This window comes from Aquicoccus sp. SU-CL01552 (assembly GCF_040365005.1).
GTDB lineage: Bacteria > Pseudomonadota > Alphaproteobacteria > Rhodobacterales > Rhodobacteraceae > Antarcticimicrobium.
The window spans coordinates 245690-266796 of record NZ_BAABWV010000003.1 but is presented as its reverse complement, the minus strand read 5'-3'; the positions used below and the strand labels follow the sequence as shown (position 1 = coordinate 266796).

Annotated in this window: 23 protein-coding genes; 14 read left to right on the top strand and 9 right to left on the bottom strand. The window is 65.3% G+C overall.

Annotated elements, in window-relative coordinates:
• Positions 1-38: 38 nt before the first annotated feature.
• Positions 39-1424, bottom strand: coding sequence for a FliI/YscN family ATPase (locus ABWV23_RS05485; protein WP_353345756.1), 1386 nt, complete (start codon positions 1422-1424; stop codon positions 39-41).
• Positions 1425-1486: 62 nt separating this feature from the next.
• Here ABWV23_RS05485 and ABWV23_RS05480 point away from each other — a divergent pair, with 62 nt between their 5' ends.
• From ABWV23_RS05480 to ABWV23_RS05445, 8 genes are read left to right on the top strand one after another with little or no spacing between them, the layout of a single operon-like run.
• Entirely contained in the window at positions 1487-1843 is a 357-nt protein-coding gene (locus ABWV23_RS05480) for a flagellar basal body protein (protein WP_353345754.1), read from the top strand.
• 14 nt (positions 1844-1857) lie between these two features.
• Complete coding sequence (gene flgC, locus ABWV23_RS05475) at positions 1858-2268, top strand: flagellar basal body rod protein FlgC (protein WP_353345752.1); 411 nt, start codon at positions 1858-1860, stop codon at positions 2266-2268.
• Positions 2269-2277: 9 nt separating this feature from the next.
• Positions 2278-2607 (top strand): flagellar hook-basal body complex protein FliE, encoded by a 330-nt coding sequence (gene fliE / locus ABWV23_RS05470; protein ID WP_353345750.1) that lies wholly within the window; start codon positions 2278-2280, stop codon positions 2605-2607.
• Positions 2608-2634: 27 nt separating this feature from the next.
• Entirely contained in the window at positions 2635-2904 is a 270-nt protein-coding gene (gene fliQ, locus ABWV23_RS05465; RefSeq protein WP_353345748.1) for a flagellar biosynthesis protein FliQ, read from the top strand.
• 1 nt (position 2905) lies between these two features.
• Positions 2906-3742, top strand: a complete 837-nt coding sequence (locus tag ABWV23_RS05460) for a lytic transglycosylase domain-containing protein (protein ID WP_353345746.1) — start codon at positions 2906-2908, stop codon at positions 3740-3742.
• A 7-nt stretch (positions 3743-3749) separates the two neighbouring features.
• Positions 3750-5849 (top strand): flagellar biosynthesis protein FlhA, encoded by a 2100-nt coding sequence (flhA, locus tag ABWV23_RS05455; RefSeq protein ID WP_353345743.1) that lies wholly within the window; start codon positions 3750-3752, stop codon positions 5847-5849.
• Between the two features lie 2 nt (positions 5850-5851).
• The gene (locus tag ABWV23_RS05450) at positions 5852-6607 is read left to right on the top strand and encodes a flagellar biosynthetic protein FliR (protein ID WP_353345741.1); all 756 of its coding nucleotides are present in this window, start codon (positions 5852-5854) and stop codon (positions 6605-6607) included.
• Positions 6608-6611: 4 nt separating this feature from the next.
• Positions 6612-7745, top strand: coding sequence for an EscU/YscU/HrcU family type III secretion system export apparatus switch protein (locus ABWV23_RS05445; protein WP_353345739.1), 1134 nt, complete (start codon positions 6612-6614; stop codon positions 7743-7745).
• Positions 7746-7824: 79 nt separating this feature from the next.
• Here the strand turns inward: ABWV23_RS05445 and ABWV23_RS05440 are convergent, their stop codons facing one another.
• The 4 genes from ABWV23_RS05440 to ABWV23_RS05425 are packed head-to-tail and all read right to left on the bottom strand — an operon-like array spanning position 7825 to position 10417.
• Positions 7825-8478, bottom strand: a complete 654-nt coding sequence (locus tag ABWV23_RS05440) for a MotE family protein (protein WP_353345737.1) — start codon at positions 8476-8478, stop codon at positions 7825-7827.
• A 2-nt stretch (positions 8479-8480) separates the two neighbouring features.
• Positions 8481-8840 (bottom strand): flagellar motor switch protein, encoded by a 360-nt coding sequence (locus ABWV23_RS05435; RefSeq protein ID WP_353345735.1) that lies wholly within the window; start codon positions 8838-8840, stop codon positions 8481-8483.
• Complete coding sequence (locus ABWV23_RS05430; RefSeq protein WP_353345733.1) at positions 8821-9777, bottom strand: flagellar motor switch protein FliM; 957 nt, start codon at positions 9775-9777, stop codon at positions 8821-8823. The genes ABWV23_RS05435 and ABWV23_RS05430 overlap by 20 nt, the downstream gene beginning before the upstream one ends.
• A gap of 13 nt (positions 9778-9790) precedes the next feature.
• Entirely contained in the window at positions 9791-10417 is a 627-nt protein-coding gene (locus tag ABWV23_RS05425; protein ID WP_353345731.1) for a flagellar basal body-associated FliL family protein, read from the bottom strand.
• A 141-nt stretch (positions 10418-10558) separates the two neighbouring features.
• Between ABWV23_RS05425 and fliF the strand changes: the two genes are divergently transcribed.
• The 5 genes from fliF to ABWV23_RS05400 all read left to right on the top strand — a co-directional run bounded on the left by fliF (position 10559) and on the right by ABWV23_RS05400 (position 15341).
• Positions 10559-12286: a flagellar basal-body MS-ring/collar protein FliF gene (gene fliF / locus ABWV23_RS05420; RefSeq protein WP_353345729.1), complete on the top strand. Its 1728-nt coding sequence runs from the start codon at positions 10559-10561 to the stop codon at positions 12284-12286.
• Entirely contained in the window at positions 12283-12954 is a 672-nt protein-coding gene (locus ABWV23_RS05415) for a FliH/SctL family protein (protein ID WP_353345727.1), read from the top strand. Before fliF ends, ABWV23_RS05415 begins: the two co-directional genes overlap by 4 nt.
• Positions 12955-13338: a flagellar motor switch protein FliN gene (fliN, locus tag ABWV23_RS05410; protein ID WP_353345725.1), complete on the top strand. Its 384-nt coding sequence runs from the start codon at positions 12955-12957 to the stop codon at positions 13336-13338.
• 8 nt (positions 13339-13346) lie between these two features.
• Positions 13347-14186, top strand: coding sequence for a flagellar type III secretion system pore protein FliP (gene fliP / locus ABWV23_RS05405; RefSeq protein WP_502901598.1), 840 nt, complete (start codon positions 13347-13349; stop codon positions 14184-14186).
• 132 nt (positions 14187-14318) lie between these two features.
• Positions 14319-15341, top strand: a complete 1023-nt coding sequence (locus tag ABWV23_RS05400) for a flagellar motor switch protein FliG (RefSeq protein ID WP_353345723.1) — start codon at positions 14319-14321, stop codon at positions 15339-15341.
• A gap of 15 nt (positions 15342-15356) precedes the next feature.
• On the opposite strand, the gene ABWV23_RS05395 is transcribed toward ABWV23_RS05400, so the two are convergent.
• From ABWV23_RS05395 to ABWV23_RS05385, 3 genes are read right to left on the bottom strand one after another with little or no spacing between them, the layout of a single operon-like run.
• The gene (locus ABWV23_RS05395; RefSeq protein WP_353345721.1) at positions 15357-16181 is read right to left on the bottom strand and encodes a DUF1217 domain-containing protein; all 825 of its coding nucleotides are present in this window, start codon (positions 16179-16181) and stop codon (positions 15357-15359) included.
• A gap of 14 nt (positions 16182-16195) precedes the next feature.
• Positions 16196-16618, bottom strand: a complete 423-nt coding sequence (locus ABWV23_RS05390) for a flagellar biosynthesis repressor FlbT (RefSeq protein ID WP_353345719.1) — start codon at positions 16616-16618, stop codon at positions 16196-16198.
• Between the two features lie 3 nt (positions 16619-16621).
• Positions 16622-17020: a flagellar biosynthesis regulator FlaF gene (locus ABWV23_RS05385; RefSeq protein WP_353345717.1), complete on the bottom strand. Its 399-nt coding sequence runs from the start codon at positions 17018-17020 to the stop codon at positions 16622-16624.
• 306 nt (positions 17021-17326) lie between these two features.
• Here ABWV23_RS05385 and ABWV23_RS05380 point away from each other — a divergent pair, with 306 nt between their 5' ends.
• Positions 17327-19207, top strand: a complete 1881-nt coding sequence (locus ABWV23_RS05380; RefSeq protein ID WP_353345715.1) for a PhoX family protein — start codon at positions 17327-17329, stop codon at positions 19205-19207.
• 86 nt (positions 19208-19293) lie between these two features.
• On the opposite strand, the gene ABWV23_RS05375 is transcribed toward ABWV23_RS05380, so the two are convergent.
• Entirely contained in the window at positions 19294-20922 is a 1629-nt protein-coding gene (locus tag ABWV23_RS05375) for a thiamine pyrophosphate-binding protein (RefSeq protein ID WP_353345713.1), read from the bottom strand.
• Positions 20923-21107 lie beyond the last annotated feature (185 nt).

Here is a 21107-nt window from a genome sequence, read left to right as displayed (position 1 = left end):
GGCGCATCGGTTTTCGCCGCCTCATTTGCCGGCCGCCTCTATACGGGGCGGCCGGTTTCCGTTTCGGCCGTCGCATCGGGCAGGATCGGCACGTCGATCCCCGCCTCGAGCAGCATCTTGTAGACCTCGGCAAAGCTCTGCTCGGCGCGCATCGTGGCGCCGCGCCCCTGCGACAGGAAGGTGTTGGCAGCCACGAAGAACCGCGCCGCGGCATCGGTTTCCGGGTCCGATCCGGGGGTATAGGCACCGACGCGGATCAACTCCTCCATGTCGGCATAGCGGGCCAGCGCCCGCCGGGCGGCGTGCATGATCCGGTATTCCTCGGGGCTGTGACAGTCGGGCAGCATGCGCGAAATCGACCGTTGCACGTTGATCGCCGGAAACCGGTTCTGTTCGGCGATGCGGCGATCCAGCACGATATGCCCGTCGACGATGCCGCGAATGGCGTCGGCAATCGGTTCGTTCATGTCGTCGCCATCGACCAGCACCGTGTAGATGCCGGTGATGTCGCCCTCGCCGGGGCGGCCCGGTCCGGCGCGTTCCAGCAGGTGCGGCAGCTCCGAGAACACCGTCGGCGGATAGCCCCGCGTCGTCGGCGGCTCACCGCTCGACAACCCGATCTCGCGCTGGGCCATGGCAAAGCGGGTGACACTGTCCATCATCAGCAGAACCTGCTTGCCCGCCTTGCGGAAATGTTCCGCCACCGCCGTCGCGGTCCAGGCCGCCTGACGGCGCAGCAACGGCGCCTCGTCACCGGTGGCCACCACCACGACCGAGCGCGCCATGCCCTTTTCGCCTAGGTCCTCGTCAATGAATTCCTGCACCTCGCGGCCGCGTTCGCCGACCAGCCCGATCACGATCACGTCGGCGTCGGTATTGCGCGCCAGCATCGCCATCAGCGTGGATTTCCCCACGCCCGAGCCGGCAAAGACCCCCATCCGCTGGCCCCGGCAGATCGGCGTGAACAGGTCGACGCATTTGATCCGGGTCTCCAGCTTTTCCCCGACCCGGCGCCGGTCATAGGCCGGTAGCGGGCTGTTGCGCCCGCGCGCGCGCCGGGTGCCGGGCCGAAAGCCGGGCGCGGGCGAGAGCGGCCGGCCAAGCGCGTCGATGACCGTGCCGATCCAGCTGTCGTCCGGGCAAATGCCGTCGCCGGTCTGGATCAGCTCCACCCGGTCGCCCACCGCGATGCCGTCCCAGGTGCCGAAGGGCAACAGGCGCAGCCCGTCGTCGCCGGTGCCCACCACCTCGCCCGTCACCGGCCCGTGTTGCCCCCGCACCCGGCAGCGTTGCCCGATCCCGGCCGCGCGTTCCAGTCCCGAGACCATCAGCGATAGGCCGACCACGGATTGAACGCGCCCGGCTATCCTTGTGGTTTCAAGGTTTGAAATGGTCTGTCGCAGGTCCGAAAAGATCGCGCTCACAAGAATAAACCCTGTCAATCTTTGCTCTACTTGCTATACTGACAAGAATTAAGCTGGAGTCCATGATGAATCTCGACAACATGAACCTTTTCCAGTTGGCATCGCGCCGCCTGCAATGGCTGTCGGACCGTCAGAAGACCGTTTCCGAGAACATCGCCAACGCCGATACCGCCGGTTACCGCGCCCGCGACGTGGAAAGCTTTGAATCCTACCTCTCCAACGCGGAAACCTCAGCGGTGCTGCCGAGCGCCGAGGTGGACGAGGTCGAAACGACATGGGCCGAGGCCATCTCGGGCAACAACGTGGTGATGGAAGAGCAGATCCTCCATGCGGCGGACACCGCCGGTCAGTACAAATTGGCGTCCAATTTGTACCGAAAGGCGCATGAGCTGATGCTGACCGTCGCCGGGTCGCGCTGAGGGGAGGCTGCTGAATGGATCCCTTGACGTCAATCATCGCCACGGCTGCCAGCGGCTTGCGCGCCCAGGGCGAGCGGCTGCGGGTCGTTTCGGAAAACGTGGCCAACTCTGCCACCACCGCTCAGGACCCGGGCGGCGACCCCTATCGCCGCAAGGTGATCAGCTTCGGGTCAGATACCGATGCGGCCACCGGCGCGGCGATGGTGCGCGTGGCCGAGGTTACCCGCGATATGGGTGATTTCTCCCTGCGGTTCGATCCAGCGCATCCGGCCGCCGACGAGAACGGTTATGTCAAGCTGCCCAACGTCAACCCGCTGATCGAGATGAGCAACATGCGCGAGGCCTCGCGCAGCTACGAGGCGAACATGACCATGCTGGAAAACGCACGCCAGATGCGCAGCGAATTGATCGACCTTTTGAAATAGAGCTGACCCATGAGCGATTTTACCTCCATCCAGCCCAATGCCGTGATCCAGGCCGCCTATGGCAAGTCCAAGGACCTTGCCTCGGACAAGTCCGCCGGGGCGACGGCCGACCAGGGGCAGACACCGGATTTCGCCCAGATGCTCCGCAATTCCGCCTCGGAGGCGGTCAGCACGGTGCGCGAGGGGGATGCCACCGCCGCCGCGGGCCTGACCGGCGAGGCCGGGTTGCAGCAGGTGGTCGAGGCCACCATGGCGATGGAAAGCACGGTCAAGATGTCGGTCGCGGTGCGCGACAAGCTGGTCGAGGCCTATCAGGAAGTCATGCGGATGCAAATTTGACGGCATTCGCCCAACCGGAGGCCGCTGTTGGACACGGTCAGCACATATGAGATCCTGCGTCTGACGATCACCACCGTGCTGCTGGCCTCGGCGCCGGTGATGGCGGTGGCGCTTGTCGTCGGGCTGGGCATCTCGTTCTTCCAGGCGCTGACGCAGATCCAGGAAATGACGCTGACCTTCGTGCCCAAGATCATCGCGATCTTTGTCGCGCTGGCGCTGGCGCTCCCGTTCATGTTCGGAACCCTGTCGCGGTTGTCGAGCCGGGTGTTCGATCTGATCGTCGGTGGAGGGGTCTAGGATGGGGCGTGGCGCGCATCTTGCCCTCGGGATGGCCGGGGCCGCCATGGCCAGCGGGCTGGTCTGGAGCGGGCCGCCGGCACAGGCCGAGTTCTTTGCCGGGTTCTATCGGTCTTCCGCGCCGGTGGTCATGGCGCCGTCCGCGCGCGCACCGGTCCCCGGCGCGGTGTTGCGCGGTGCCGACTGCCTGGCCGCGATCCTCGATGCGCAGGCGCGCTATGACATTCCCGACAACCTGTTGCTGGCCATCGGCGTGCAAGAGGCCGGGCGACGCGGCCCGGAGGGGCTGACCGTCTGGCCCTGGACCGTCAACGCCGCCGGAGAGGGCGCCTTTTTCACCACCCGGGATGAGGCGCTGCGCTGGGTCCGGGCCAAGCGGGGCAGCGGCATCCAGTCGATCGACGTGGGCTGCATGCAGGTGAACCAGAGATGGCATGGCCGTGCCTTTGCCTCGCTCGAAGAGGCATTCGATCCCGCGACGAACGTGGATTACGCGGCCCGGTTCCTGGTCGGCCTGTTTCGCGAAACAGGCGACTGGTGGAAGGCAGCCGGGCGGTACCATTCCGCCACCGACACCCACAAGGAGGTTTACCTGACCGCGCTGCGCCGCAATCACCGGGTGGTCAGCGCCGGCCTGTCGGACTTGATCGCGCAGGCCAGCACGGCGCGGATGTTCGAGGTGGCTGTGGCCGAACCCGCTGCGCCGCGCCTGCCGGTGCCGCCGGTGTTCTGGAGTTCGGGCGCAGAGGCGTCGTCACCGGATGCGCCGCGCCGTTTCTCGATCTATTCGAACAGCCCGATGAAGCCGGTCCTGCCGGCCTATCGGGTGGTGGAGTGATCCCGGCATGAGCGCGCGCGACGTCAACCCCTCCAACGCGATCGCAAAGGGCCTGTCGCAGTTCGGGCTGGCCAACCGCGATGTGGGTTTCGCCATCGGCGTTGTGCTGATCCTCGCGATGCTGTTCGTGCCGCTGCCGTCGGTGCTGCTCGATTTCGGGCTGGCGATCTCGCTGTCGCTGGCGGTGCTGATCCTGATGGTGGCGCTGTGGATTCCGACGCCGCTGGACTTCAACTCGTTCCCGACGCTGCTGCTGGTGGTGACGATGATGCGGCTGGCGCTGAACGTCTCGTCGACGCGGCTGATCCTGAGCCAGGGCCACCAGGGTTCGGATGCGGCCGGCAAGGTGATCGAGGGGTTTTCCCGGTTCATCGTGGCGGGCGATTTCGTCATCGGGATCGTCATCTTCGCGATCCTCGTGATCATCAACTTCGTGGTGATCACCAAGGGCTCGACCCGGATCGCCGAGGTGGCCGCGCGGTTCTCGCTGGATGCGATGCCGGGCAAGCAGATGGCGATCGACGCCGATCTGGGCGCCGGCATCATCAATGACGATGAGGCGCGCGAGCGGCGCCGGGTGCTGGAAGAGGAAAGCGCGTTCTTCGGGGCGATGGACGGGGCCTCGAAATTCGTGCGCGGCGACGCGGTTGCCGGGCTGATCATCACCCTGATCAACGTCATCGGCGGTATCCTGATCGGCATGACCAGCCACGGGCTGAGTGTGACCGAGGCGGCCGGAAACTATACCGTGCTGACCATCGGCGACGGTCTGGTCACCCAGATCCCGGCTCTGGTGGTGTCGCTGGCCGCCGGTCTGCTGGTGACCAAGAGCGGCACCCACGGCGCCGCGAACGAGGCGGTGCTGGCGCAATTGGGGAATTTCCCCAAGGCTTTGTACATGGCGGCCGCGCTCAGCCTGATGGTGGGGTTCCTGCCCGGCTTCCCGCTGACCGTGTTCACGGTGCTGGCCGCCGGCATGGCCGCGCTGGGCTATGTCATGCAGCAGCACCTGAAGGAACAGGAAAAGGAGAAGGCCGCCGCGACCAAACGCGAGGGCGAGGCGCGCGAGACCGAGGACCCGATCGCCGAAGCGCTGCGGCTGGACGATTTGCGGCTTGATCTCGGCGCGGCGCTGGTGCCGCTGATCTCATCGACCGACGCGGCGCTGCCGGGCAAGGTGAAAAGCCTGCGCGCGCTGTTCATCAAGGATTTCGGTTTCGTCCTGCCGCCGGTGCGGATCAAGGACGACAGCATGCTGCCGGGCATGAGCTATGCGATTTCGCTGCAGGGGGTGGAAGCCGCCCGGGGTGAGGTGCGGCCCGGGTCGATGATGGTGATTGACCCCGGCGGCACCGAGACCGACCTTGTGGGCGAGCGGACCCGCGAACCGACCTTCGGTCTGAACGCGGTCTGGGTCGACCAGAGCCGCGCCTCGGAGGCCGAGTTGCGCGGCCTCACGGTGGTCGATCCGGAAAGCGTGATCACCACCCACCTGACCGAGGTCATCAAGGAGCACATGCCCGACCTGCTGACCTTTGCGGCCACCCAGAGCCTGATCGAGGGGCAGAGCAAGGAGTACCAGAAACTCCTGTCCGACATGTCCAACAAATCGCCCGCGGTCCTGCTTCAGCACGTGTTGCAGGCGCTCTTGTCCGAACGGGTGTCGATCCGCAACCTGCCGCGCATCATCGAGGCGGTGGCCGAGGCCGCGGCGACAACCCAGAACCTGCGCGCGGTGGTGGAACATGTGCGCGGGCGGCTGTCCAAGCAGATCTGCCAGTCGCTGGTCGATGCCAACGGCTTCGTGCCGGTGATTGCGCTGGGGCCGGAGTGGGAGCGTGAACTCAACAACGCGGTGTCGCCCGGGGCCGAGGAGAACGCCTTTCTGATGTCGCCTGCGCGGGTTCAGGAATTCGTCCTGGCGGTGCGCAAGGAGATCCAGAAATTCGCCGCCGGCGACGAGTGGCCGGCGCTGCTGGTGACGCCGGACGTGCGGCCCTATGTGCGCCAGATCCTGGAACGGGTCAGCCCGGTCACCCAGGTGATTTCGCACAACGAGGTGCATCGCAAGGCTTCGCTCAGGACGGTCTCCACGGTGGGGGGCTGAGCGTGACCCTCGATACATATGTCGCCGGGGTGATCTTCGGCTATATGCTGGTGGTGGCGCGGATCGGCGGCGCGCTGATGTTCATGCCGGGCTTTGGCGAGACCCAGATCCCGATGCGCGCGCGGCTGTCTTTCGCACTGGTGCTTTGCGCCGCGCTCTACCCGGTCACGCCGGTCACCTCGCAGATGCCGGAGAATACCGTGGCGATGGCACTGCTGCTGGCCTCCGAGCTGACCATCGGTCTGTGGATCGGACTGGTCGGGCGGGTGCTGCTCTCGGCGATGGATTTTGCCGGTTACCAGGTCGGGCAAGTCTCGGGGCTGGCCAACGCCTTCGGCCCCTCGCTGGGCTCGTTCGAGGGGGCGACGCTGGTGGCGTCGCTGCTTCTGCTCGGGGCGGTGGCGGCGATCTTTGCCACAGATGCGCATCACATCATCCTGCGCGGGCTGATGCTGAGCTATGTGGTGTTCCCGCCGGGGCCGGTGATGCCCGGTGACCTGGCCGAGCAGATCGTGCGCGCGGGGGCGCACAGCCTGTATATCGGCACGGCGGTCGCGGCGCCGTTCTTCGTGATGGGGGTGATCCTGAACCTCGGCATGGGGCTGGCCAACCGGATGATGCCGCAACTGCCGGTGTTCTTCGTCGCCGCCTCGGTGCTGATCGCGACCGGGATGTTGGTTCTGGCCACGGCCGCACCGGCGATGCTGGACTTCTTCGTCGGCGATTTCGCCGACTGGTTCGGCACCTTCAGGTTCTGACGCCATGGCCGGGGACCAGGACCAGGACAAGAGCCAACAGACACAGGAACCGACGGAGAAGAAACTCCGCGAGGCGCGCAAGAAGGGTGACGTTCCCTCCTCGCGCGAAACCGGCAACATGATGGTGGTGCTGTCGCTGGTCCTTGTCACCGCCTTCGTGCTGCCGTGGCAGGGGCCGCGCCTGGCCGAGGCGCTGGGCGCATTGATCGAGGGGGCGGGCACGGTGCAGGTGGGCAACGGCCGCGCCGGCCTGACGGCGTTGGGGTTGGTGCTGCGCGACATGGGGACCACGCTGGCGCTGGTGCTGTCGCCGCTGTTCCTACTGATCCTCACCGGTGGCGTGGTCGGGGTGCTGATCCAGGGCGAAACCGTGGTCGCACTGGACCGGATCAAGCCGAAACTGTCCAAGGTCTCGCCCGCGCAAGGGCTCAAGCGGCTGTTCTCGGCCAATACGCTGGTGGAATTCGGCAAGAGCCTGATCAAGGTGCTGGTGGTGGGGGGGCTGGCGCTCTGGGTGACGGACCGGGCGGTGCGCGGGATATGGGAGGCACCCGGTTTCGTGCCCGAGACGCTGCCGGGTTACATGCTGGATGCCACCCGCCGCCTGCTGATCGCCGCCACAGTGTTCCTGGTGCCGGTGGCGATCCTCGATATCCTGTGGAACCGCTTTGACTGGCGCCGGCGCCAGATGATGTCGGTGAAAGAGGTTCGCGACGAGATGAAGGAATCCGAGGGCGACCCACAGATCAAGGGGCGCCGGGCCGCCTTGCGCCGCGCCCGTGCCCGGCAGCGCATGGCCACGGCGGTGCCGCATGCCAGCGTGATCCTGACCAACCCGACCCATTACGCGGTGGCGTTGAAATACGACCAGTCGGTGGATGCCGCCCCGGTCTGCGTCGCCAAGGGGGCCGACCTGATGGCCCGCCGGATCCGCGAGATCGCCTTTGAGCACGATGTTCCCATCGTCGAGAACAAGCCGCTGGCGCGCACGCTGTTCGACCAGGTCGAGATCGACGAGACGGTGCCGGTGGAACACTGGCAGGTGGTGGCCGAGATCATCGGCTTCGTGATGGAGTACAAGAAGAACCGCAACCGCAAGCTGCCGGTTGGGTCGGTGCTGCGGACGACACCGGATTGAGGTGATCGGAGGGGCACCCCGAAAACGCAAACGCCCCGGCGCGGGGCCGGGGCGGGATATGACGACCACGGAGGCCGGGTTACTTGAGCTTGATCCCCACCAGGTCCTGGTCGCCGGGCAGTTGCGACCGTTCGAGGATGATCTTGGAGACGGCCCGCGCCCGGACCGGCGACATCTTGGCCAGGATCGGCGCGGCGATGCGCGGCTTCATCTTGGCCAGCACCAAGATCGTCACCTCGATATCCAGATCGTCCATGATCCGCGCGGCCTCGGCCGGTTTCATGTTCTGGTAAAAGCCGATCAGGCGATCGAGGTCCTCGGTCTCGGCGGCTTTGACGCGGGCGAGCAGGGCCTCGATATCCGACTTCAGCTCCAGCAGCGCGGCCTTTTCGATCTCGAGTTTCTCACGGGCAAGGGCGAGTTCCGATTTCCGGCTCTCCAGGTCGTCCCTTTGCGCCGCGATCAGGTCGCGTTCGCGCGACAGCGATTGCAGCACCTCCTCGGGGGTTTCGCATTGGTTCGGGACCTCGGGCACCCGGGCGACGACCTTTGTCTCTTCTTCCAGAAAGACGGGGTCGGCTGTTTCGGATTTCACCTCGACCCGGATCGGCAGGTCGGGACGTTTCATCGCGTCCGAGGGAAAGGGCAGCCCAGGCAGGGAGGTTGCGGCCTTGGCAAAGGCCGCCACGGCGAGCCCGCCCAGAAGAAGTTTCGCCCCGAGTGCCCGTGCCATGGTCAGGCCCTCGATTCGCTGCGCGAGGTTTCAAAGAAACGGCGCACGAGGTCCTGTTTGTCACGCACCACCTGCACCCCGGGCAGCCGACGCTGCGCCTGGCGGCGGGACGAGAACGCCGGGGCGCTGTCGTCACCGGTGGCGGCCTCTTCCTGCGCTGCCAGTCCTTCGGCCAGGTTGTCGCGCAGCGCGTTGACCGAGGTTTCGGATTTGTCCACTGCCTCAGAGAACTCGCGCACCAGCGGCTCCAACTCCTCGAGCGAGGCCATCAGTTTCTGTACCCGGCGGGAAATCATCACGCCGTAGCCCACGCTGCCGGCCAGCAGCAGGATGATCAGGATATCAGTGATCGTTGCGGCCATTTGGGGTCTCCTCTTCCGGTTCCAGCGCCTCGGTGATGCGAATTGCCGTGTTTCCATTGTTGCGTTTGCCGATCGCGGCACGGAACATCGGCGTGTCCGCGCAGACGACGGTGGCGTCCTGCTCTTCCTCGACCCAGAGGTTCACGGTATCGCCGGATTTCCAGTTCATGATCTGGCGGATCGAAAGGTGAACCTCGGCCAGCACCGCCTCCAGTTCCACGGTCGCCCGTTCGATCTGGCCCGAAAGCTGGTCGCGCCACGGGCTGGCCTCGTCGGCGGGTTCGCCGAAGTGGATCTTGCCCAGCTTGGGGCGCACCGGTTCCAGCGCGTCATAGGGCAGGATTACCTCGAGCACGCCGGTATTCGACGCCAGCGCGACCGCAAAGTGCATCCGCACGCAGAGGTTGGCGGGCTGGGTCACGGTGGCCGAGTCCGGATCGGTCACCACGCGTTCGATCTTCAGCTCGATATCCCCGCCGGCCAGGCTGAAATTGGATCGCAGTCCCTGCATCACCAGCGTGGCGATGCGCCGGCCAAACCCGCGTTCGATCGCGGTAAACCGTTCGGGGGTGCGCGGGGTGTCGCCCTTCGGGGTGCCGCCCAGCATCAGTTCCATCGCCGTCAGCAGCAGCGTGGAGTCGACGACCAGCAGCACGTCCCCGTCGAGCCCGGGCGAGGAACACACGGTCATCACCGCCGGTTTCGGCAGGCTGTCGATCGCCTGCCCCATCGGGACATAGTCGAGCTGGCTCAGAGTCGCTTCACACAGCACGCCGGTCAACTGGGGCAATGCGACCGAGATCGACGCGGCGAGGCGCTCTCCGATGATGTCCAGCATCGGCAATCGTTCGAAGCTGAAATCCGACATCTTGATGATTTCGTCGATCAGGTTGCCGGTCTGGGCCTCGACGTTGTCATGGGAGAGGGTCTTGTTCATGTCTCGCCCCTATCTATTGCACGATCAGGTCGCTGATCAGGATTTCCTGCGGAAGATCGCTGCCCGCGGCGGCGCGGGCGCGCTTGAGCAGTTCGGCCTTCACGTTCAGGACGCCGGCCATTCCGCGCACGTCGGTTTCGGTCAGGCTGCGGGCATAGCCGGTGAACAGATCGCGCATGAACGGCTGGCGCTCCTTCATCAGCTCGCTCGCGCCCGGATCGGGGCGGTAGACCAGCACCAGAGAGAGCTTCAGGAAGGCCGGCTCCGGTCGCCCCTTGGCGTCGTAACTCTCGATGTTTGTTACGATTTCCTCGAACTCCAGAACGCCGTCGTTCGGCTTGGTCGCGTCCTCTCCCGCCGCACCATGGCTGCCGGTGTCGGCCATATCGGCATGTCCCGGATCCTGCCCGGCATCGGCGGACTTGTCGCCGGTCTCGTCGATGTAGTCGGGTGCGAAATTGGCCGCGTCCTGCTGAAAGGCGATCCGGGCAAGGAAGAACCCGCCCCCGAGAGAGGCCACCGACAGCAACAGCGCGGCCATCAGCAAGGTCCGCGCCGAGCGTGCCTTGCCGTTCTTGGCCGTTGCCTCGTCCGGTTCGGTGGACGCGGGGCGCGGGTTCTTTTTCGCCGGTTTCGCCATGGGTCAGTCTTGTCCCTCTTCTTGTGCATCATCCCGGTTTTTCCTTTTCCGCGCAAGTATAGACATCGTTATTTACTTGAAGGGCAAAAATAGAATATCGTGATCCTAAGAACAGATGGGACATTACCCATGAGGAGCGGCGTGCAAGACCTGATCAACAACCTCAAGGCGCTGGGTCGTCCGCGCCTGATGATCTTGGGCGGGGTGGCGCTCGGGATCGTGCTGGCGCTACTGCTGGGGGTCTCGGCCGTGTCGCGCAAGGACTTTGCGCCGTTGTACACGAACCTGTCGATGGCCGCGGCCGGCTCGATCGAGACCACGCTGATCGGCGCGGGTTTCGATGCGCGGATGGCCGAGGACGGGGCAAGCGTATCGGTGCCGCGCGGCGACCTGGCCCGCGCGCGCATGGTCTTGGCCGAAAGCGGATTGCCGATCGAGGGCGATCCCGGCTGGGAATTGTTCGATGAGTCCAGCGGCCTTGCGATGAACTCCTTCATGCAGCGGGTGAACCGCCTGCGCGCAATGGAGGGGGAGCTGGCCCGCTCGATCCAGACGCTCGACGGGGTGCAGAGCGCCCGCGTGCACCTTGTGCTGCCCGAGCGTGAGGCGTTTTCGCGCGAACGGCCCAACCCGCGGGCCTCGGTCATCGTGCGGGCGGTGCCCGGCCGGACCATCGCGCGCAAGCAGGCGATGGCAATCCGCAACCTGGTCTCCTCCTCGGTGGCCGAGCTGGAACTGGGGCGGGTCACGGTTCTGTCGGCGAGCGGTGAGACCATCCTTGCCGAAACCGGTGACGGCGACGGCCAGGCGACGCTGCAATCGGCCAAGGCGGGGATCGAGGACCGTCTCGCGCAGCAGATCCAGAGCATCCTGACCGCCCGGGTCGGCGCCGGTAACGCCCGGGTGCGGGTCAACGTGGACCTGACCTCGGCCCGCGAGGTGATCGTCGAGCAGAGCTTCGATCCCGATCAGCAGGTGGTGCGAGCCACTGACAGCCGCACCGAGCAACGCTCGGGCACCGATGCCGGCGGTAACGTGGGGGTGGAAAACAACATTCCCGCCGCGCTGGCCGATCCGGGCAACGGGGCCACCTCTGCGCAATCCAAGAGCGGTGAGAGCGTCCAGTACGAGATCGGCAATACCCGCCGCGAGGTGGTGCGCGAGGCGGGCGACATTCGCCGGGTCTCGGTCGCCGTTCTGGTCAACGGGATCTACAGTGTCGATGGCTCTGACGTGACCTATTCCGAGCGCAGCCCGGAAGAGTTGGACCGCCTGTCAGAGCTGGTCAAGAGCGCGGTCGGTTTCGACGACCAGCGCGGTGATACGGTGTCTGTGGATAGCCTGCGCTTCATGGATTACTCGATGGAGGTGGGCGATCCCGTCAGCATGACGCCGATGCAGCGGATCGGGAACAACATCGTGCCGATCCTGCGCGGCCTGCTCGGACTGCTGATCGTGGCGCTGGTCATGATCCTTGGCGTTCGCCCGGTGTTGCGCCACTTGCAACAGGCGGCCACGCCGGAGCTGCCCAAGGGCGAGGCGGCGGGTGCGCTTGCCGGCCCCGGGGGCGAGGGGGGCGTGGCAGAGGCCACGGCGGTGGCCGCTGCCGGCGGCGCGAAGCCGGGGGTGCCGGGGGCGGCGAACCTGCTCGATGTGTCCCAGGAGGACCGCAATGCGCCGGGCTATACCGGCATTTTCGATCCCGCCCATGATGACGGGGCGCCGCATGAGTACATCGAGACGCTGGGCGTGCGCGGCAGCCTGATCAAGGCGCGCGTCGAGGCGATCCAGACCCTGGCCGAGGACAAGCCCGACGAGGTGCTGCGGGTGCTGCGCGGCTGGCTGGTGGCCGAGGCGGACGCGCGATGAGGCTGTTCTTGCGCGATTTCGATGCCGAGGCGCTGACGGCGGGGCAGGCTGCGGCCCTCCCCGAGGACATGCCGCCACCGCCCCGGACCTATGGCGTGGACGAGGTCGATCGCCTGATTGCCGAGGCCCGCGAGGCCGCGCTGCTGCAGGGTCGCGAAGAGGGCGCGGCCATGGCCCGAGCCGAGGCCGAGGAGAGCCAGGCCGCGCGGGGCGCCGCCGTGCTCGAGACCATCGCGGCGCGGTTGTCCGACCTGCTGGAGCAGGAGGCGACGCACCGGCGGTCGCTGGAACGCGACGTGGTCGACATGCTGGTCGATATCGGCGAACGGATCGCGCCGGAGTTCCTGTCGGCCTATTCCGCCGACCTGGCGCAGGCCCGGATTCGCGCCGGTCTGCGCATGGCCGGTGGCAGTGCAAAGCTGACGATCCGCGTGTCGCCCGAGATGGCGCAGGTATTGGAGCCGCAACTGGCCGCGATGGCGCAATCGGCCGGGATCGACCCGGCGCCGCGCTTGGTGGCCGAGCCCGCGCTGGGCGAGGGCGAGGTGCGACTCGACTGGGACAACGGTGGGCTCGATTACAGCTTGGAGCGGTCCTGCACGGCCGTGCTCACGGCGCTGCGCGAGGCCGCCGGGAAACTGAACGACGATCAGGGAAAGGTCGGATAAATGGCGGATACGGACACCCAGACGCCCTCAGAGGACACCGGCGCCGAAACCGGCGCGGAGGCCACGACCGAAACCGGGCAGACGCCGGAGAAACAGACCCTAACCGAGATGGCCGCGGCGGCTGAGGGTGGGCGCAACATCGACGCGCTGCTGAACGTGCGCCTTGACGTTCGGGTGGTGCTCGGGCGCAGCCGGATGCCGATTTCCGAACTGCTGGAGCTGTCCAAGGGCTCGGTCATCGAGTTGGACCGCAAGGTGGGTGACCCGGTGGACATCATGATCAATGACCGGATGGTGGCGCGGGGCGACCTTGTGAAGGTGAACGGCGATCACATCGGCGTGGCGCTGCGGGAAATCGTCAAAGACTTCATCCCCGAGATCTGAGGCGGGGGATGTACCGGTTTTCCCAGATCGCCGTGCCGCGGCGCCCGGCCCTTGTCCTGGGGCTGGTCACGCTTGCGATCATGGCGGGGGCCGGGGGCGCCTGGGCACAGGATACCGACCTGGGCGGGCTGATCCGCGATCTTTCCACCACGCTGGGCGGAACCGAACCGGGCAGCGATACCGGCGCCAGCCTGTCGGGCCGGCTGATCCAGATGTTCGCCCTGATCACGGTGCTCAGCATCGCGCCGGGGCTTCTGGTGGTCACCACCAGTTTCACCCGGTTCGTCATCGTGTTCTCGATGCTGCGCTCGGCGCTGGGGCTGAACCAGACCCCGCCCAACATGGTGCTGAACGCGATGGCGCTGTTCATGACCTTCTTCGTGATGCAGCCGGTGTTCGACGATGCCTGGGAGAGCGGGCTGCGGCCGCTGATGCAGAACGCGATCACCGAGGAACAGGCGATGATGAACATCGCCGAACCGTTCCGCGCCTTCATGTTCGCCAACACGCGCGACAAGGACATTGCGCTGTTCCAGGACATCGCCGGCGAGGCCGACCCCGACGTCGTGCCCGACACCGCCGAGGCAGTGAGTTGGCGGGTGATGGTGCCGGCCTTCATGATCTCGGAGTTGCGGCGCGCCTTTACCATCGGCTTTCTGCTCTATCTGCCGTTCATCGCCATCGACCTGATCGTCGCCTCGGTGCTGATGAGCGCGGGCATGATGATGCTGCCGCCGGTGATCGTCTCGCTGCCGTTCAAGGTGATCTTCTTTGTGCTGATCGACGGCTGGTACATGCTGGCCGGATCGCTGATGCAATCCTACCTTACCGCGACCGGCGGCGGATAGGGCCGCGCGAGTCGCATTTTTCTCAAGGATAAACCGGAAAACCATGTTACTAATCCTTGTGCCGCATGGATAGTGCCGGTTAACTTGTCCAGGAACGATTGACGCAGCCGGACCAGGTCCGGGCAGAAACCGATGAACCAGTTTTCGCCTCTTCAAAAGCAGTCCCCCCTGAGCGGCGCCGAGAAATCGGCGATCCTGTTCCTGTGCCTGGGAGAGGAGCGCGGCGGGCAGCTGATGCAACAGCTGGACGCGCGCGAGATCCGCAAGATCACGCGGGCGATCTCGGCCATGGGCGAGGTGCCCGCCGAGGTCGTCGAGGAGGTCATGCGCGAGTTCGGCGAAAGAATGAGCAGCTATGGCGGCATCACCGGCTCGGTCGAGGCGGCGCGCGGATTGCTCAAGGGGTTCCTGCCGGATGAGCGTGTGGCCGAGATCCTCGAGGAGATCGAGGGCAGTTCGACCGGCGATCTCTGGGGCGACATGTCGGAACTGGACGAAAAGGTGCTGGCCGGCGTGCTGCGCAAGGAGCACAACCAGACCGTCGCGGTGATCCTGTCGCGCATCCGGGCCGAAGCCGCTGCCAAGGTGCTGCCGTTGCTGGGCGAGGAGCGGGCGGCGGACCTGGTCGAGCGGATGGTCGCGATGGAGGAACTGCCCCACGAGGTGTTGCGGAGCATCGAGGAAAGCCTGCGCCGCGAAGTGCTGGCAAAAGCCGGGCGCAATGCCGAGGCCAAGACCGAAAAGCAGCTTGTCAGCGTGTTCAACAAGCTCGATCCGAAGGTCTTCGAGGGGCTGTCGCGCGAGTTGGAAAAGAAGATCCCGGAAAAGTTCCGCACCATCAAGCAGAAGATGTTCGTGTTCCGCGACCTGATCGATATCGAGGTCGCGCCGCTGGCCAAGGTGATGCGGGAAGTCTCGGGCAAGACCCTGCCGTTGGCGCTGCGCGGGGCCGATCGCGATCTGCGCGAGCATTTCCTCTCTGCCTTGCCGGCGCGGTCGCGCGACATGCTGGAGGAGGAGATGCGCGGCATGGGCCCGGTTCGGTCGCGCGATGTGAAACAGGCCCAGTCCGAACTGGTCGAGGCGGCGTTGCGCCTGTCCGCAGGGGGGGAGATCGAGCTTCCCACCAGCGACGACGAAGAGATGATCGACTAGACCGGGCGTTCCGCGTTACAGCGAATAGGTGGAGTAGGACACCGGCTCGATATCCCAGGTGATCTCGATGATGCCGGAACTCAGCGTCGAGGAGCCTTGCAGGATGCTCAGCGCCGCGCTGGAGGCCGAGAACCCCTGTGGATCGAGCGCCTCGGAAATCGCGACGTACCGGTTGATCAACCGCTCCTGTTCCTCGGGGTCCGACAATTTGGTCAGGTCGAACTTGTCGGCAAAGATTTCGGCCTGCTTGTCCACGTCGAGGCCGGACATTTCGGAGGGCAGGCTCAGCGCGGTCTGAAAGAACTCGGTCAGCGTCTCGTTCTTCAGCACGTCGTACCAGCTGTCGATTTCAGTCACTTCTTCGCGGAATTCCAGCACCGCGCCGACGGTCTCGTTTTGCTCGGCGTAGTCGTTGGCATAGATCCGGCTGAAGTAGAGATCGACAATCTCCTCCTGCCAGGTGGGATCGCTGAAATCTGGCGATTGTGCCCCGGCTTCGGTGGTGAACCCCAGCCCCGTGTGCAATTCGCCAAAGCGGGAGTCGGTCAATTGGTTGACCAGCGAGGAATCGTCGCTCGGATCGCTTTCCAGGACCTTGCGGACCATCCCCTTGCCAAAGATCTGGTCCTCGAGGTCAAAGGCGCGCATGACGAAGCTGTAGACCTCGTAATCCTGCACCAGCTCCTGCGGCGAGGTGATCGAGCCGATCCGTTCGCGAAACTGCTCGGCGGCACGGGCGTGCTCCGGTTCGCTTTTCAGGCTCTCGATCTGGCGGTCCTGGGTGCTGTCGATGAGGGACAACGCCAACTGGCTGCTCAGTCCGGAAATGCTCAGAACCATGATCTTTTCCCTCGCTACTCGGCCGCTTCGACGGCGGTCGGACCGCCGGCAAAGAGCGACGTCAGCTCCTCTTCATACTGCATGACAGGACGCAGCGCGCGCATCGCCTTGTAGTGGTTGGCGGTCGCGACGTGGTTGGCCGCCTCGAAGATGTGCGCGGATATGCGCTCGTTGAAGATGGGGACCAGTTCCGCCAGGCTCTTCTGAATCACCGGCCGCAACTCGTCGCGGATATCGGGGCGCAGCAGGGCGGACTGAATGAAGAAGTACACCTTCTTGACCGGGGTGGCGGCTGAGGCTGCATCCAGCAGGTCCGCCTCGCGCACGACGTCGGCGTAGTTCTCGATCGTCAGGTTCTGACGCCGGTCCGCGTTGCGGATCACGCAGCCGTTGACCACGATCTTTTCGTTGGGTTTCAGCGTCAGTCGCAGCGCCACCGGCTACTCCATCACTTGCAGGGTGTTTCCATCCAGCGCGCGGATGATCGTCCGGTTGATGTTGACCAGCGGCCCCACCTTGTTCTGGCCCTTCATGACGCCCCGGGTGTGGGTGTCGACCCAGAACGACAGCGAGATCAGCCCGGCCCGCAGGTCCGGCGACAGGCTGTTGCCCTCGCTGGACAGGTCGCGCTGAAATGCCTGCCAGACCCGCTGGTTCTGCCAGAGCGCATCGCGCAATCCATTGGCCAGAATGCCGAGTTTTTCGAGTCCCTGCTCGGTCGAATCGTAGTCCGACGCGAGTCTTTCCAACTCGGACGTGACCCGTGACAGCACCCGACGCTCAATCTGTCGCGGCGACTCTGTCTCCGAGATCGTCCGCTTATACGCGGCTATGCCCATTCAGTTTCTTCCGAATATTTTTTTCTGCCTCAAACGGCATCGTATCGAAATTGGGTTAAAGCAAAATTAACCCTTTCGGCTTTTCCATTCGGTTTTGGTATGAAGCGGGAAAAACAGGCAGGTATTTCCGGGGTTTTCCGCGCGTTGAGAGGGCTTCGGCGACGCAACCTCGGGTCGTGCCGTTGCGTTTGCCGGCGGCCTGTCATGAAAGACGTGGATTTTCCGGCTTTGATTGACCCGCGATCTGGCATGGCGCCGGATCAAGTATATTGTCGCCCCTGGGAGGCAAGGAAGGGAAATTTCGACATGACCGATCTGTCCGCAGATGCGTGGGACGAGTTGCATTTTCCCCGTCCCGGGGAGAACGGCTTCGATCGCGTGGTCGAACGGGCAATCTCGCGGCGCGGGTTCCTGGGCGGCGTGCTGGCCTTCGGGTCTGGCGCGGCGGTGATGGGGGGCGGGGCGCTGACCGCGACCTCCGCCCGGGCGCAAACCTCTGCCGGGCGCTTCCCCTTCGTGCCGATCCCGACGCAAACCGACGCGACCGTGCATGTGCCCGCCGGGTATCACTGGGACGTGGTGGCGCGCTGGGGCGATCCGCTGTTCTCCGACGCCGAATCCTACGACGTCGCCGAGGGCGGCCCGCTGGCCAAGTCGGACCGTGTGTTCGGTGAGAATACCGACGGCATGGAGAGTTTCTCCATCCGGGGGCATCAGCTGATCGCGGTCAACCACGAGCACGCCAATCGCAGGATCAACCTGCCTGCTGCCCAACGCGGAACCCCTTCGGGTGTCGATGACGTGCGCAAGTTGCAGAACCTGCAGGGCGTCACCGTGATGGAGATCGCCGAGGGGGCCACCGGCTGGGGCGTGGTTCGGGACAGCCCGTTCAACCGCCGCATCCACCACAACACGCCGACCCGGGTGGTCGGACCCGCCGCCGGCCATCCGTTGATGCAGACTGCGGCCGATCCCACCGGAACGAGGGTGCTGGGCACCATCAACAATTGTGGGTCGGGCAAGACACCCTGGGGCACCTATCTGACCTGCGAAGAGAATTTCAACGGCTACTTCGGCATGACCGCGTCCGACGGGGAAACCGCCGTTTCGACTCCGGAACAGGCCCGCTATGGCATCGGCGCCCGGGACTGGGGCTATCATTATTATAAGTGGGATCCGCGGTTCGATCTGTCCACCAATCCGAACGAGCCCAACCGATTTGGCTGGGTGGTCGAGATCGATCCGGCCGATCCGCATGCGATGTCGGTCAAACATACCGGTCTGGGTCGGTTCAAGCATGAGAACGCCGAACTGACGCTGGCCCCCGATGGCCGCGTGGTGGTCTACATGGGTGACGATGAACGGGGCGAATTCCTGTACCGCTTCGTCTCTCACGGCATCTATACGCCCGGAGGCCCGACCGAGGGGCTGTTGGACGACGGCACGCTGTATGCGGCGCGGTTCAACGACGATGGCACCGGGGAATGGCTACCGCTGACGCCAGGAACCACCGGAATGGACCGGGCCCGGATCTGCATCCACAGCCGCATCGCGGCCTCGGCCGTGGGCGCCACCACCATGGACCGCCCCGAGTGGGTCGCGGTCAACCCCGGCGCGCCCGAGGTGTATTGCAGCCTGACCAACAACAAGAATCGGGGCGTCAAGCCGAACGCCGGAGGCGATGACACGCCGGTCAACGGCCCCAACCCGCGCGCGGCCAACCGCTATGGCCAGATCGTGCGCTGGCGTCCGCGCGGCGGCGATCATGCCGCCGAGGGTTTCGACTGGGATCTCTACGTGATGGCGGGCAATCCGGGCGTGCATCGGGACGCCTATGCCGGGTCGGCGAACATCAACGCGGGCAACCTGTTCAATTCGCCCGACGGCATGACGCTCGACAGAAACGGCAGGATCTGGATCCGGACCGACGGCAAGGACAGCAACAGGGGCGATTTCGCCGGGATGGGCAACAACCAGATGCTGGCGGGCGACCCGGTGACAGGCGAAATCGCGCGCTTTCTGACCGGGCCGAAGGGGTGCGAAGTGACCGGCCTGACCTGGTCGGCGGACCGTCGCACCATGTTCCTCGGCATCCAGCACCCGGGCGGAAGCTGGCCCGACGGATCGGGCCTGCCGCGCTCGTCGGTGATCGCGATCAAGCGCGACGACAACGGCCCGATCGGCTGAGCTTTTCACGTCGTCACCTGTGCAGATCCGGCCTTTTGCGGAAGTCATCCCGCCCGTGGCTGTCCGTTTCAGCGGTTTCCCGACGTTTACAGCCGCATCCTGGGAACGTCGTTGGGGTCAAGGCGCAGTTCGATCAGCAGCGGTCCGTTGCGGTTTGCGATTGCCTCGACGGCCTTTTCGAGGTCGTCGTTCGATTGCACGTGGATGCCCTGCCCCCCCAGCGCGGTGGCGACGTCCGAGAAGCGCGGCCACTCGAACTGGGCCAAGCCGGGGTCCATGCTCCGGTCGAGGAACTGGATGTGTTCGGCGCCATAGGCGGAATCGTTGCAGACGATGACGATCAGGTCCTGCTTCAGGCGGACGGCGGTGTTGAACTCGTTCACCCCGCCCATCATGAAGCCGCCATCCCCGGTGAAAAGAACGACCGGCCGGCCGGGCGCGGCAAGGCTCGCCCCGATCGCCTCGGGCACGCCAAGTCCGATCGACCCGAAGTTCGCGGTGACGATGAAGCTGTGCGGATCGGGCGCGGAAATGCGGCACCAGACCTCGGTCATGAAGCGGCCGCCATCGGTCGTCAGGGTCCGGTCCTTGGGCAGGGCCTGCTCCAGGCGGTCGAGCGCATAGACGAAATCCACGTAACCCGGGCCGGATTTCTCGGCCTGGCCCGCCGGGTGGGCGGTCAGCGCCTTCATGTCCAACTCACCGGTAAAGGCGGTGGGCGGAATCTCGGCCTCGTCCAGCCAATAGACGATATTGTCGGCGGTCAGCCCCGCATCGGCCACCAGCGCCGCGTCGGGGTGAAAGTTCTTGCTGACCTCTGGGACGCTGTTGTTGATCTGCACGATCCGCTTGCCTTTCATCAACGCGCCCTTGTCGGTGGTGAAGTAATGCAGGCTGGTGCCGAAGCACACGACGCAATCGGCCTTGGCGATGACGTCATAAGCCGCCGGGGTGCTGAGCGTGCCGAAAATGTCCATGTTGTAGGGGTGGCCGTTGAACAGCCCCTTGGCCTTGAGCGTGGTGGCCAGCGGCGCCTCGAGCCGGTCGGCGAGGCGGATCAGCTTGTCGCGCGCCCCGGCCGCACCGGCGCCGGCGAGGATGATCGGACGCTTGGCCGAGGCGATCATGCCGATGGCCGCGTCGAGGTCGTCGCCCTCAGGCACATAGGCCGGCGCGTCAAAGGCCTGGAACACCACCTTTTCGTGCTCGACCTCCTGCCACATGAAATCCGATGGCATGTTCACGACGATGGGCCGCTTTTCCACGCGGGCGCGATAGAACGCATGGGCGATGTCATAGGCGGCGGTTTCGGGTCCGCGGATCTGCTCGAACCCGGCACCGGTGACCTTGACCAGTTCACGCTGGTCGATGTTCTGCAGGTTCTGCGGTGTCATGACCGGGGTGTCCCCGGCCAGCAGGACCATCGGGATATGCCCCCGCGCGCCCTCGGTCAGGGCGGTGGTGCAGTTGGTCAGGGCCGGGCCGTGGGTGACCGTTGCCACGCCCACCCGGCCGGATACATGGGAATAGGCCAGCGCCATCAAGACCGAGCTGCCTTCGAAGGCGACCGGAACGAAGGTGCCGGAACAGGCGCGCACGTAGTGATCGACCATGAACAGGTTCGCGTCCCCCATGAGGCCGAACATGGTATCGACGCCATGATCCTGAATGGCGCGCGCAATCGACTGGTAGGTGTAGGGTTTTCCGTCTGCCATGGTCTTCCGTTGCCTTTGTGCTTGGTCAAGGGGCCCGTTCGGCGGGCTGGGTCCGCTGTGTTCTACTGCCGAACCCTGAGGCATTGGGCAACCCGGTTTCAAGCCCTGGCCTCGTTGGTGGCCTGGCAAGGGGCGGTTTCATCCTTGCAGATCATGTTCGTGGCCGTTCGCGATCGCGCCGGGGC

Coding starts and splice junctions, on each gene's coding strand:
- ABWV23_RS05480 (WP_353345754.1), top strand. CDS start 1,487: ATGATGAATCTCGACAACATGAACCTTTTCCAGTTGGCATCGCGCCGC.
- flgC (WP_353345752.1), top strand. CDS start 1,858: ATGGATCCCTTGACGTCAATCATCGCCACGGCTGCCAGCGGCTTGCGC.
- fliE (WP_353345750.1), top strand. CDS start 2,278: ATGAGCGATTTTACCTCCATCCAGCCCAATGCCGTGATCCAGGCCGCC.
- ABWV23_RS05460 (WP_353345746.1), top strand. CDS start 2,906: ATGGGGCGTGGCGCGCATCTTGCCCTCGGGATGGCCGGGGCCGCCATG.
- flhA (WP_353345743.1), top strand. CDS start 3,750: ATGAGCGCGCGCGACGTCAACCCCTCCAACGCGATCGCAAAGGGCCTG.
- ABWV23_RS05445 (WP_353345739.1), top strand. CDS start 6,612: ATGGCCGGGGACCAGGACCAGGACAAGAGCCAACAGACACAGGAACCG.
- ABWV23_RS05440 (WP_353345737.1), bottom strand. CDS start 8,478: ATGGCACGGGCACTCGGGGCGAAACTTCTTCTGGGCGGGCTCGCCGTG.
- ABWV23_RS05435 (WP_353345735.1), bottom strand. CDS start 8,840: ATGGCCGCAACGATCACTGATATCCTGATCATCCTGCTGCTGGCCGGC.
- ABWV23_RS05430 (WP_353345733.1), bottom strand. CDS start 9,777: ATGAACAAGACCCTCTCCCATGACAACGTCGAGGCCCAGACCGGCAAC.
- ABWV23_RS05425 (WP_353345731.1), bottom strand. CDS start 10,417: ATGGCGAAACCGGCGAAAAAGAACCCGCGCCCCGCGTCCACCGAACCG.
- ABWV23_RS05415 (WP_353345727.1), top strand. CDS start 12,283: ATGAGGCTGTTCTTGCGCGATTTCGATGCCGAGGCGCTGACGGCGGGG.
- fliN (WP_353345725.1), top strand. CDS start 12,955: ATGGCGGATACGGACACCCAGACGCCCTCAGAGGACACCGGCGCCGAA.
- fliP (WP_502901598.1), top strand. CDS start 13,347: ATGTACCGGTTTTCCCAGATCGCCGTGCCGCGGCGCCCGGCCCTTGTC.
- ABWV23_RS05400 (WP_353345723.1), top strand. CDS start 14,319: ATGAACCAGTTTTCGCCTCTTCAAAAGCAGTCCCCCCTGAGCGGCGCC.
- ABWV23_RS05395 (WP_353345721.1), bottom strand. CDS start 16,181: ATGGTTCTGAGCATTTCCGGACTGAGCAGCCAGTTGGCGTTGTCCCTC.
- ABWV23_RS05385 (WP_353345717.1), bottom strand. CDS start 17,020: ATGGGCATAGCCGCGTATAAGCGGACGATCTCGGAGACAGAGTCGCCG.
- ABWV23_RS05380 (WP_353345715.1), top strand. CDS start 17,327: ATGACCGATCTGTCCGCAGATGCGTGGGACGAGTTGCATTTTCCCCGT.
- ABWV23_RS05375 (WP_353345713.1), bottom strand. CDS start 20,922: ATGGCAGACGGAAAACCCTACACCTACCAGTCGATTGCGCGCGCCATT.